The organism is Gammaproteobacteria bacterium, assembly GCA_013214945.1.
Classification (GTDB): domain Bacteria; phylum Pseudomonadota; class Gammaproteobacteria; order Enterobacterales; family Psychrobiaceae; genus Psychrobium.
This window is the reverse complement of sequence record JABSRT010000047.1, coordinates 1-12,280: the sequence shown is the minus strand read 5'-3', so window position 1 is coordinate 12,280 and position 12,280 is coordinate 1. Positions and strand designations below refer to the sequence as shown.

The 12,280-nt window shown below is 40.6% G+C and carries 10 protein-coding genes; 2 read left to right on the top strand and 8 right to left on the bottom strand.

Annotated features, from left to right (window positions below; all coding sequences use genetic code 11):
- Positions 1-319 precede the first annotated feature (319 nt).
- The 4 genes from gmhB to yegD all read right to left on the bottom strand — a co-directional run bounded on the left by gmhB (position 320) and on the right by yegD (position 5,098).
- Positions 320-868 carry a D-glycero-beta-D-manno-heptose 1,7-bisphosphate 7-phosphatase gene (gene gmhB, locus HRU23_20140; protein NRA56452.1) on the bottom strand — a complete coding sequence of 183 codons (549 nt, stop codon included), beginning with the start codon at positions 866-868 and terminating at the stop codon, positions 320-322.
- Between the two features lie 98 nt (positions 869-966).
- Positions 967-1,443, bottom strand: coding sequence for a YcxB family protein (locus tag HRU23_20135; GenBank protein NRA56451.1), 477 nt, complete (start codon positions 1,441-1,443; stop codon positions 967-969).
- A 123-nt stretch (positions 1,444-1,566) separates the two neighbouring features.
- Positions 1,567-3,546 (bottom strand): methyl-accepting chemotaxis protein, encoded by a 1,980-nt coding sequence (locus HRU23_20130; protein NRA56450.1) that lies wholly within the window; start codon positions 3,544-3,546, stop codon positions 1,567-1,569.
- Between the two features lie 193 nt (positions 3,547-3,739).
- A complete protein-coding gene (yegD, locus tag HRU23_20125; protein ID NRA56449.1) occupies positions 3,740-5,098 on the bottom strand; it encodes a molecular chaperone in 1,359 nt (452 codons plus the stop codon).
- 328 nt (positions 5,099-5,426) lie between these two features.
- Between yegD and upp the strand changes: the two genes are divergently transcribed.
- Both upp and HRU23_20115 read left to right on the top strand, forming a co-directional pair.
- Positions 5,427-6,053, top strand: a complete 627-nt coding sequence (gene upp, locus HRU23_20120) for a uracil phosphoribosyltransferase (protein ID NRA56448.1) — start codon at positions 5,427-5,429, stop codon at positions 6,051-6,053.
- Between the two features lie 19 nt (positions 6,054-6,072).
- Positions 6,073-7,320, top strand: a complete 1,248-nt coding sequence (locus tag HRU23_20115; protein NRA56447.1) for a uracil-xanthine permease — start codon at positions 6,073-6,075, stop codon at positions 7,318-7,320.
- 189 nt (positions 7,321-7,509) lie between these two features.
- Here the strand turns inward: HRU23_20115 and HRU23_20110 are convergent, their stop codons facing one another.
- From HRU23_20110 to HRU23_20095, 4 genes are all read right to left on the bottom strand, one after another.
- Positions 7,510-9,600, bottom strand: coding sequence for an EAL domain-containing protein (locus tag HRU23_20110; GenBank protein NRA56446.1), 2,091 nt, complete (start codon positions 9,598-9,600; stop codon positions 7,510-7,512).
- The gene (locus tag HRU23_20105; GenBank protein NRA56445.1) at positions 9,597-10,214 is read right to left on the bottom strand and encodes a YfiR family protein; all 618 of its coding nucleotides are present in this window, start codon (positions 10,212-10,214) and stop codon (positions 9,597-9,599) included. The genes HRU23_20110 and HRU23_20105 overlap by 4 nt, the downstream gene beginning before the upstream one ends.
- Entirely contained in the window at positions 10,211-11,254 is a 1,044-nt protein-coding gene (locus HRU23_20100; GenBank protein ID NRA56444.1) for a hypothetical protein, read from the bottom strand. Before HRU23_20100 ends, HRU23_20105 begins: the two co-directional genes overlap by 4 nt.
- A 303-nt stretch (positions 11,255-11,557) precedes the next feature.
- Positions 11,558-11,935 (bottom strand): DUF3461 family protein, encoded by a 378-nt coding sequence (locus HRU23_20095; protein NRA56443.1) that lies wholly within the window; start codon positions 11,933-11,935, stop codon positions 11,558-11,560.
- Positions 11,936-12,280 lie beyond the last annotated feature (345 nt).

The window sequence follows — 12,280 nt, the reverse complement described above, 5'->3', positions numbered from 1 at the left end:
CAACTAACTCGATGGTTAGGAGCAGCGCTTGGAACCCTGTGGTTCGTTGCGTTGGGAGGCACATAATACGCTTTCCCGATTCGAAGTCAACGTTTAATTTCGTTACTTATAAAATAAATTTTAATAAGAAGTTAAACCAATCTATTTTCTTCTCTAACCCGCTTCAGCGCTTGCTTTCGTAAGCTGCTTTCCCGTTTCAGTGAGGCGCATTATAGGGAAGTTTCAGGGTATGGCAAGCGCTTATTCTGACATTTTACACATAAACGTTTGAGTGCCTAATTAGCAATCACTATTGTAAGCACTCAGTGTCATTAGATACCTATTTTAGCAATTTGATCACATCTTGCAGGGTGCTGATGACATGATCAGCGAGCTCTTCACCTTCAGCTGTAATCTCTTTACCCGTACGAACTAAAATGTTGGTGCCGACACCCGCATTTTGCCCTGCTTGAATATCTGACACTTTATCACCCACTAGATATGATTGTGACAAATCAAGCTCCAAAGATTCTGCAGCGCTATTGATCATGCCCGGTTGCGGTTTACGACAGTCACACGCTTGCTTGTATTCACCGATACCTTGGTCTGGGTGATGCGGGCAATAATAGATACCGTCAAGTTCAACGCCTTTGTCAGCAAGTGACCAGTCCATCCATTCGGTTAATGTCATAAAATCATCTTCGCTGAAGTAACCGCGTGCAATGCCTGATTGGTTTGTTATAACGACTAACTGATAACCTTTTTCTTTAATTTGCTGACAGGCGTCAATTACGCCATCGATAAATTCAAAATCATCTCTATGTGACACATAACCAGTATCAATATTGATGACGCCATCACGATCTAGAAAAACTGCTTTATTACTCACTCGATACTACCTTACGTTATATATATGTATGCTACAGATGCTAGGCAGTTAGCCATCGCTATCCTGGATTGTTGCAGATGGTCGTTACTTGGGTTCGACTACTGTTGATGACTCAATATAAAATCTTGTACGTTTTGCTCCAAACAGCTTTTTGAGATGTAGTTAGTGCCGCCTTGGTGAATGATTAACAAACCTTGGTCAGTTTGTTTTATTTCACTGACATCGCACCATTTAATTTCACCATTAACATGGAACGATTTTGTGGTGATGCCTTGCTGATCAATAATTAGTGTGATCTCACTGTTTGACGCTTTGCTTAGCATTTGTCTTACTAACCACCATGCTTTACGGTAGCGCACACTTACTGCTTCAAGCGCAGCTAAAGCGACCACAAAAAAGGCACCGTAATAATTAACCCCAACCACAAATAATAATATTAGACCGACTACAAATAATACCATCGCTTTATAGTATGGTTTAATAGTCGTGTCGATTGCCACTGATTGGTCGAAGCATTCTCCATAATGCGCTTTGTCTAGAATAAAAGCGGTTTGATGGCTAAAAGGTGTATTCATAATAATGTCTGTCAGTAAATGTCTAGCTAGTTTAACTGGATCTTAAAATCAGATCATCAAACTAGCTAACTATTAGTCTAATAAACACGACATTTCATTAAAACTGTGCAATTTGACAAATTATTATGTCACTTTAAATCTCGATGTTAGCTGACTCAGCGTGCTGGCAATATGACTTATTTCATGACTAGCAGAAGACACCTGCTCTGCACTTGCAGAGTTCTCATGTGCAACATCGCTAATGACGGTGACACTTTGACTTATTTCAACCGACACCCGTGATTGTTCTTCAACCGCCGTTGCAATCATTTCGGTCAATTGCGTCATATTATTCACTTCGCTGTTCATCTCGGTTAACACGCCAACAGTCTCATGAGCATTTGACACCGTTTTTTGGCAAACATCACGGCTAAATGTCATCACTTTAACCGCTTTGTTTGAAACGTCTTGTAACTTGGTAATCATCTGTTCAATGCTTTTGGTTGATTCTTGGGTTTTAGATGCCAACGTCCGGACTTCATCAGCCACCACCGCGAAGCCTCGTCCTTGCTCACCTGCTCTAGCCGCTTCAATTGCAGCATTTAGTGCAAGTAAGTTTGTTTGATCCGCAATCCCTCTTATAACCTCTAATACAGTGCCTATCTCATATGAGTCTTTTTCTAATTCCTTAATAACTTCACTGGCTTGCGTTATCTCTTGGTCTAATGAGTCTAAATCTGTAATCGTTTGATTGAGTGCATGATGCGCTTTGTCTGACGATGATTGCATTGTCTGAGAGCTACTGGCAACTTGTACTGCTGTTTGTGATACTTCATTAATACTTATAGACATTTGTTCTACTGCTGTCGCAATTTGTTCGATACTTGCCTGTTGTTCTTGCAAGCTCGCTGTTGACTGCAGGCTCGACGCACTGGTTTGTTCAGCAACACTGGCCAGACTATGGCTGTCATGAATAATCTCTCCCATGACATTACGCAGTTGTTTAGCCATTTTCTGCATTGCGCCGTAAGCACCTTCAATATTCCTCTGATCATCAAAAGCAATCGTTAAGTCGCCACTTGCAATCGTCTCTGAAATCAACTGCATTTCACTTGGCTCACCACCTAAAGGTTTTAATATAGATGCAGAAATAACCAAAGCAACCGAGACAATGGCGATAACAGCAATGACAACAATAATTAAAATAGTCCAATAGAGTGTTTTGATTGGCGCAAAGGCTTCGGCGACATCAATTTCGGAAATAACCGCCCAACGTATGCCATGAATATCAATCGGGGTAAATGCCGATAATACCGGGTTGTTATTGTAATCGATAATAACTTGATGGCTCTCTTTACCATTAATGGCTAGGTTAGACGCTTGGGTATCAACCCCGTTATTTGCAACATTTCCCGAAAATGAGGCGGTGACAGAGTGCCCCGCGGGATCAAGAAATGAATCTGAACGCATTAACAAGTCACTGCCAATCAGATAACTTTCACCGGTATTACCCATCCCTGAACGTTGTTGCATCAATTGATTGATTTTTTCAATCGACAACTGCAAGGCTACCACTACTGACACGCCATCACTGTTGGTTAATGGCAACGCAATAAAGGCTGCGGGATCATTATTACTTGGGGCGTAGCGACTAAAATCTGACATACCAAAAGTATTGCTGTTGCTCACTTGTTTGAACAAAGTACTTAAGCCAGAGTCACGATAAGGACCTGTAAGTGAATTCGTTTGATAATCGGGTTCTTTAGTAACAGAGTAGAAAACATCGCCAGCATGATCAATCAAGAAAAAATCATAATAGCCATATACATTGATGAACTGTTCAAAAAAAGCGTGATTATTATGCGCCGATTCAATTAAGGCCGTAGCAGAACTAAAATCGAGACTTTTTTTAACCGTACGGGACAAAATTTCAATATCACCTTGGCGCTCGGTGAAATAGTTTTTGATTTGAGTTTTTTTAGTATCCCTTACCGCGATGAGCTTAGCGAACACCTCGGACTCAATTGTGGTACTAGCAGAATATGCCGCAATAAAACCAACGGTTAATGTCGGTATTAGCGCAATAAGTAAGAATGTTAATACCAACTTCCTTTTCAGTATCATAGTTATTTCCTTTAACTAAGTTTTATCGCACTAAGTTAGTGCAAATGAACAGCCATAGCAAGATGCGATTAATTATTGATTTTGATCATTTCTTGAGAGCTACATATAGGATAGGAGTATTAGATAAAATCTAAAAATTTTTAATTAGCGAACTGTCGAGTCAGTAATGCAAACTCGACAGCAGTTGACTGAGTTAGCTATATATTCGCTGCGCCCAACGCGTTAACCCGGCGGTAACACTACCAAAGTGATCGCCGACAACCAATTTACAGTCCTTGAATTGACTTTCAATTACCGCTCTTAGTACCGGTGATTGCGCCGTGCCACCCGTAACAAATACCACATCTGGCTGGCACTGCGCTTGTGCAACTGCTTCATGCATTAGTTTTGCAACTCCAAGCAGAATGTGTTCGTTAGCGTTTCTTAATGTGGCACGACTCACAGCAATCTCGAGTCCGGCATCAAGAAAATCTAAATTAATTGAATGCTCATTATCCGCTGACAACGCAATTTTTGCTTGCTCTGCGCAATTGACCAACTGATAAGTCAGTTTGTCGTTATGCACCTTTAATAGGCGTGCCGCTAACTCCGGGTCTTGAGCATCGCGGACCAATTGAGTTAAAAAACGGCCATTTTTTTGGCTATAAAATTCAGTCTGGGCAACAATATTATTAATGGCACTAGCGTCTGCGTAACAATTGGCTGGCATTGGTTTGCCCGTTTTAAGCAACCGGTCCATGCCAAGACTCGGCATAATGCCTTTTAACGCTAAACGAATATCGAAATCATTACCGCCAATACGTTTACCAGCATGACCAAGCATATGTTGCTGGCGATCATTACACTCAACAAATTCAGGAGACATTAACATCATCGAGCAATCGGTAGTACCACCACCAATATCAACCACCAACACTTTAGTTTCGCGTTGCAATGTCGCTTCAAATTCAAAGCCTGCAGCGACTGGTTCATACAGAAATTCTACCTGCTTAAATCCAACACGTTTTGCGGCATTGGTTAAGATGCTCAGTGCCTGCTCATTACTTTTATTGCCGTTAACCCCCTGAAAGTTGATTGGCTTACCAATAACGGTACTCGTGACTTGTCGTTGCAATTTCTGTTCTGTTAAGTGCTTAACTTGCGCCATCATTGCAGCCACGATGTCTTCAAATAATGCAATTTGAGCAGGCACTAAACCACTAGCGCCTAGGAATGATTTTGGTGACTTAATATAATAGCCTTCCTCAGGCTCTTCCAGATAGTTTTCAAGCGCCAGTCGACCAAAAGATAGGTCACTGGGAATACCATCTTGTGTTAGCTCGCGTAATACACCCTGGCCTTTGACCAATTGCGCCTGCCGATTGAGCGCAAAAGGTTGCTGCGCTTCAATCGGCAGTTGTTGATGAAGCCAATTGACAATAACTTCTCTGGCCGGAGCATAGAGTGACGACAGCATGTATCGACCATGACCATTTAGTTCAACAAGCTGCGGGGAACCGTCAGACATTACACCAACAGCGCAATTAGATGTGCCGTAATCAAAACCTATCATTGAATAATTCAACTTCGAGCAATATAAAAAGGCCGCGTAGAATACTGATTTAGCCTGCCAGACACAAGCTAATTTAGCTCTAAATTACAATCAAGTGACAGACCCGACTAAATGGTATTGCGCTCGATACAATAAGTGACACGGTCCCTACTCTATCAATATTCACATCACAACCCCGCTGCCACAAAGCCGACATGGACTATTTAGACTTTTGTTTTTATTGAATAAAACTTTTAATGGTAAAGATAAAATTAAAGGATACTTAAGCCAAATAACGGCCTATAATATACGCGAATTTTACCAGTATCTTATATTTTGGAGATTAGTTATGAATGTTATTGAAGTAAACCACCCCCTAATTAAGCATAAACTTGGCCTGATGCGCGAAGGCGATATCAGCACTAAGCGGTTTAGAGAACTTGCGGCTGAAGTTGGCAGTTTATTAACCTATGAAGCATCAAAAGATTTTGTCTTAGAAACAAAAACCATCAATAGCTGGAATGGTGAAATTCAGGTCGAACAAATCAAAGGCAAAAAAGTCACCGTGGTGCCTATTTTACGTGCAGGACTTGGCATGATGGATGGTGTATTAGAGCTAATTCCAAGCGCCCGTATTTCTGTCGTTGGCATGTACCGTGATGAAGAAACCCTTGAGCCAGTCGTTTATTTCGAAAAACTAGCGGGTCAAATAGATGAGCGTTTAGCCTTAGTAATTGATCCAATGCTTGCAACAGGTGGCTCAATGATTGCGACAATCGACTTACTAAAATCTCGTGGCTGCAAACAAATAAAAGCAATAGTTCTAGTCGCTGCGCCAGAAGGCCTTGCAGCACTTGATAAAGCGCACCCCGATGTTGAACTTTATACTGCGTCGATTGACGACTGCCTTAATGAAGCGGGTTACATTATACCTGGTTTAGGTGATGCAGGTGATAAAATTTTCGGCACTAAATAATTAAATATTAAGGTTTATTATGCAATCCGAACTATCAAACCAAAATAGTACTTCATTAGTTAAGGAAATTGTCACTGGTAGCCAAATGTTATTTGTCGCTTTTGGTGCGCTGGTCTTAATGCCGTTATTAACGGGATTAGATCCTAATGTTGCTTTGTGTACTGCTGGCATTGGTACTTTGCTCTTTCAGTTGGTTACCAAAGGTCAGGTGCCAGTATTTTTAGCCTCTTCTTTCGCATTTTTTGCTCCAATTATGTATGGCACGCAAACTTGGGGCATTCCTGCAACGATGGGTGCACTAATGGTTGTTGGCGTAGTATATGCGTTGTTTAGTGGTGTAGTAAAAGTGCGGGGGGTTGGTTTTATTCATAAATACTTACCACCGATAGTCACTGGCCCAATCATTATGGTGATTGGTTTATCACTTGCCCCTGTAGCAGTCCACATGGCACTTGGCCGTACGGGTGACGGCTCGGCCCAATTGATTGATCAGTCGTTAGCGATGTCAATTTCACTGCCAGCACTTATAACCACTTTATTAGTCTCTGCCTTTAGTAAAGGGTTTATGCGGTTGGTACCAATTTTGGCTGGGATCTTAGTGGGTTATGGCTTGTCGCTTTATCACGGTATTATTGATTTTTCACCAGTCACTAATGCGCCGTGGTTAGCCATGCCTAACTTCACCGCCCCTGAGTTTCATTGGCAAGCGATCATATATATGTTGCCAGTGGCTATTGCCCCTGCAATTGAACATATCGGTGACGTTTTAGCGATTAGCTCAGCAACGGGTAAAGATTACCTTAAAAAACCAGGCCTTCACCGCACGTTACTTGGTGACGGACTGGCGACCACGGTAGCATCAATGTTAGGTGGTCCACCTAATACGACTTACTCTGAAGTCACTGGTGCAGTTATGTTAACGAAATCATTTAACCCAAGAATTATGACTTGGGCAGCGATCACTGCCATTATCATGGCATTTGTTGGTAAGCTTGGTGCTTTATTGCAAACGATCCCTGGAGTTGTGATGGGTGGCATTATGATGCTGTTATTTGGGCTAATCGCTAGTGTTGGCTTAGGTAGCATGGTCAAGGCAAAAGTAGATTTTGAACAACCTCGTAACTTCATTATTTTTGCGATTGTTTTAGTCTTTGGCATTGGCGGTATGGCACTAAACTTTGGTGGTTATAGCATCCAAGGTATTAGTTTGTGTGCTTTAGTCGCGATTGTACTTAACTTGATATTACCTAAAGAGCCGGCGGTTTAAACTGCCAATCTCTAATGACTTCGACACCGGTAAATAGCAACTCGCTAGTTGCCAGTGTCGAGGCATTTACCTTGCCCCTACTAACTGCCCTTACGTTAAAACAATAACGCTTCGTCACTTTTCCAGAGCTTACAGCGCGAAAGTTACCCGGTTTTCACTTCATTAAAAAATACTCATGGCCAACATTGGTTAAAGATAATTGTTACAAGAATTATTATCACTCGCTGACTCGAGTATTTGGGGAATTTCATCGGCACTTAACGGCCTGTAGTAATAATAGCCTTGTACTAAATCACATAAATTTGTTGTTAAGAAATCGGCTTGAGCTTGGGTCTCGACACATTCAGCAACAATTTTCATATTTAAACTGTGCGCTAAGCTAATCGTTGAAGTAACGATGCCTCGACTCGAAGCACTGTGTTCTAAATCTTGAACAAACATGCCATCTAGCTTTAGGGTATCAACCGGTAATGTCTTTAAATATCTTAAGGAAGAATAGCCCGTTCCGAAATCATCAATTGCAATTTTTATCCCTAAACTTTGTAGCTGCTCGAGGGCCGCAATGGTTTTCTTTGAATGTTCGAGAAAAACATCTTCAGTTATTTCAATTTCTAGCAGTGTTGGTGAAATCTGATACTTGGCCGCAGTGTCCCTTATGTAATCAACAACATTAACCGCTAATAAATGACTAGAAGACAAGTTAATGGCTACAGGGATTTGTTGTGAATTTTGATTTTTCCACTGTTGTAACTGCTTGCAGGCACTGTCGATACACCACTCACCCACTTGGATTATAATGCCAATTTCTTCAGCAATAGGAATAAAAACACTTGGTGCAACCGCGCCCAGTACTGGATTATTCCAACGGAGCAACGCCTCAACCTGTGTCAGATTATTAGTGATTAAGTCAATTTGCGGTTGGTAACACAAATGAAATTCATCATTTTTTATTGCATTACGTAATTGATGCTCAATTTCAAGCCGTTTGGTGAATGTTTCATTCATCGCATTCGTATAAAAGCTATAACAACCTTGTCCTTGCCCTTTAGCATGATACATACTCAAATCAGCATGTTTGAGCAATACTTGGCCATCGATACCATCATCAGGATAAACACTAATACCCAGACTAGTAGAAATATGTAATAAATTATGTTTTAAGCTAAAGGGATGTGCGAACTGCTCCAATATATTTTGTGCAAACTGAGCAGCCTCGTCAGCAGATTCTAAATCAGCCAACAAAAAAACAAATTCATCACCGCCTAATCGCGCAACGGTATCATTATTGCGTCCGACATTTTTTAACCGCTGCGCGACGGCTTGCAATAATTCGTCTCCAACATCATGGCCTAAACTGTCATTAATTGTTTTAAAACGATCAAGGTCCATAAACATCACCGCGAGTTTCTTTTGCTGGTGCTTAGCACTCACAATGGCACTACTTAAGCGTTCTAGTAATAAGTATCGATTGGGCAAATTGGTTAACGCATCGAAATGGGCTTTGTAATAGAGTTGCTTGGTACGCTCTGCGACGATACGTTGCAAGTTATCATTGTGCTTGGTCAGTTCTTCTTCTCTAGTTTGAACCACTGTAATCATTTGGTTAAACCCTTGAGCAAGAATGCCTAATTCATCTTGAGTGTTATAAAGTAAGCGGTCACTATAGTTCTCGTCACGACTAATATTAGTGACATGGCGCACCATAGTACCTAATGGTCTAGTGATTAATTTATGGAAACACTGCGCTAACACAGCAGCAAGGATCAGGCTTAATACCATGACGGTAATCGCAATTTCTTTATAATATTGCTGCTGCGAAATCACCTTATCTAAATTAGAACGAATTAAAACAGTTGCAATATTTTGTCCTCGATCATCAACTTGGGCAAACACTTCGATAAATTGTCTATTTACCTCGGCGGTAGTCATTAGCAATGTCTCAACATCGTGTTTAGAATGCCCTCGATACGGTTTTCGATACTCAGAAAAAGTTAGGCCATCAGGAGTGATTACCGCAGCATACTCAACACTCGTGTTAGTGACTAATAAGTTTAAAACGCGTTTTGTCGCCCGCTCATCTCGGAAAATAACGGCCGACTCGACGCTCGCCGCGATAAGTGAAGCTTGCATCTGGCTGCTCTCAACCGCAGACTGCTCAACCATATCCAATTCATTATAATAAAGTAGTAACGTTGAAACACTTAGTACAGCCGCACTAACCGCAACCATCATCAGGATCAATTTGTTTTTGATCGATAAAGCTATTCTTTGGCCCTTCATTGCTTTTTCATGCCATTAGGTTTATCAGTAAGCTTTACCAGCTTTAACAGCTCTGAACTTATTGTTAGTTGATGACGTTGTACCGCGGTTAGGTTAACTTCAAGTCGCATCTGCTGTCGCTCTTGATAAAAATGGATCATGCCGCCTCGGTCAATAAAGTTCTTGCCTTCGCCAACCAATAATATTGGTTGCGCTGGTGAGATCTGCTCAACCAATTTTTCTATATTGTCATCGTGAGAATAAATGAGTTGGCACTGAGCTATATTATCATCCATCGCTATTCTACGCAGGACGATAGTCTGGTCTAATCTATTGGTAGGACGGGACTGCACCATTTGATCAATATAGTCCCGAAAGGGATCTTTACCGGCAATGCATACTTCTAACTGCTTTTTATTTGTCTGCGGCCAAACCACAAAAGAAGTCAGTTGCAACACAAAACCAGCAATGATTTTATATTTACCCGCGATAGGATGCTTAGCTTCAGCCTGACTTAAACATAAATAACTAACAATTAACCCAACCAAAAACACCGGACAAAAGACAGACCCCAAGCGACCAGCTACTGGCAACTCGTGATTATTGTGCTGTTCAAATAACCATCCAACATTCAAAATTGAACATTCCAAACAATGTTTGAACTGTATTTTTCTTTCGGCTGAATCCCATTAAGATCTTGATATAGAGGGAAGCTAACCGCTATGTTGAGATGTTGTTGGTGCTTTATCTTTAAATGAGCCCCCAACGTTGCATTCAATTTTTTTCCGCCGAAGTAGTCTGGGTTGGTAATACTCGCAGGATAAACAAACGCAGCGGGTACCAATAGTTCGTCGTCTTGCCCTTTAATAGTTCCCCACTGCTGATAGGTTAATTTAGAAAAAGGTTGCACGAAATTAAAACGTTGCCACTTAGCCCATAGGTCGACAGATAATCGGTTGCCTAAACGATAAGATCTGCTATTTGTCCCAAGTCGTACTTTGGCCAAGAGATCAACACCAAGTAGCCAACTGTCATAACCAAAATATTGATAACTTAAGCTAGTGGGCAGATCCCAAGTGCCAGAACCGAGTTGCATCGTATAAGGCAACTGTTGTTCCCCTGCTGCACGTGGCGTATCTCCTTTACGCTCAATCGATCCCAGCGGCAATGATAACCCTAATGAATAACTGAGTTTATAGTCAATACGACGGGTTATTAGTCCACTATAGTGAAGGGCTATATCCCCAATGCCCGATGAGCTTATATTAAACTCATTATAATTAGGAACGATACTTATATGATCGGTACTTTGTCTAATAACGGGAATTCTGATAGCTATTTGGTTGATCGCATCGAGGCTGTAACTGACATTTATAATAAATGCTTCTTGTAATATTTTTGTTGGGACAATGGGAAAATTTTTCGTGGTTCGAGCTTGGCTACCGTCATATAAAACTTGATTATTTTCGACACTATCACGACCATCGAGATAACCTTCGAGTCTCATTTGCTTGTACAACACACTCGCTTGCCAAGGATTAGACGCATGTTCAACCGGTAAATTAAATAATTCTTGTAAGCTAAATTCAGCCATTTCAGATGGCGTGCTCGCATAAACACGGGGGATATTGACTAATAAACACGTAATCACAAGCGAAATACACTTGAACATCATAGGCCCTTACCTTTCGCTTAAAATAACACATGCATATAAAATAATTATACCAATCTTTTTATATGCATGTGTATAAAAAATGAGTCATGCTAAAAAACAACCAAGCGAGCGAGAACCAAGTCAAAATTATAGATTATACGTCATCGGTTTGACTGGTATCGAAAGGCTTGTTTTTTGATTTAAAATACTATTAATACAATGGTATCTTAATATAGATTCAGTTGCGATAAGGAGTTAAACGAAAAAGGCCGCGAATGATCAAGATAACTCAACCCTCCACAGCCAATATTGAATTTATAATGCTTAAAGTTTTTCCAGCTTGTATTCTATTTCTTTTATTTTACTGGCAACAACGTTCTCTAGATGACGTAAATCATCGAGGATCTGCAGCTTAACATCTTTTTCAGTTCTAACTTGGATAGAAAGTGTATCTAACTCATCAACGATATGGCGCAAAGTGCCACTAATTTCTGAAATATCAATATAGTTTCTAGTACCATGATCTCCAGCAACTTTTTTACTCTGACGTTTAAATTTAAATTTAACACTCTTACCAAAAAAATCACGAGGGGCTTTTTGAAAATAAATTTTTAAGATGTCATTATTTTCTTCTTGACGAATTGTGTAACGTTCAATTTCATCGAAGTTTTCAATGCCAATGCTTTTAAGATTTGGGTACATATATATTCCTTAAAATAAGTTCCGTATAGAAAGTTATAGGAAGAATAAACGCCATCAATAATTTAAGCAAGCATTAGCACAGAACAAAGCTTATTCGCAGCTTTAGCTCAAAGTATTAGAAATATTCTTAAATAATTTTCATCAATACACGTTATGTTTTCACATGAACAAGGTGATATAGGTAGGTATATTTTAGACACAAAAAAACCACCGTATCAGGTGGTTGTTTGCGTGTAACTTGACGTTACTTCTGGTTACCCAGAGTAAAGTTGGCGTCCCCTAGGGGTTTCGAACCCCTGTTACCGCCGTGAAAGGGCGGTGTCCTAGGCCACTAGACGAAGGGGA

Excerpts from the sequence above, each read along its gene's own strand:
- upp (NRA56448.1), top strand. The coding sequence starts at position 5,427 with ATGAATGTTATTGAAGTAAACCACCCCCTAATTAAGCATAAACTTGGC.
- yegD (NRA56449.1), bottom strand. The coding sequence starts at position 5,098 with ATGATAGGTTTTGATTACGGCACATCTAATTGCGCTGTTGGTGTAATG.
- HRU23_20095 (NRA56443.1), bottom strand. The coding sequence starts at position 11,935 with ATGTACCCAAATCTTAAAAGCATTGGCATTGAAAACTTCGATGAAATT.
- HRU23_20135 (NRA56451.1), bottom strand. The coding sequence starts at position 1,443 with ATGAATACACCTTTTAGCCATCAAACCGCTTTTATTCTAGACAAAGCG.
- HRU23_20130 (NRA56450.1), bottom strand. The coding sequence starts at position 3,546 with ATGATACTGAAAAGGAAGTTGGTATTAACATTCTTACTTATTGCGCTA.
- HRU23_20100 (NRA56444.1), bottom strand. The coding sequence starts at position 11,254 with ATGATGTTCAAGTGTATTTCGCTTGTGATTACGTGTTTATTAGTCAAT.
- HRU23_20110 (NRA56446.1), bottom strand. The coding sequence starts at position 9,600 with ATGAAGGGCCAAAGAATAGCTTTATCGATCAAAAACAAATTGATCCTG.
- HRU23_20115 (NRA56447.1), top strand. The coding sequence starts at position 6,073 with ATGCAATCCGAACTATCAAACCAAAATAGTACTTCATTAGTTAAGGAA.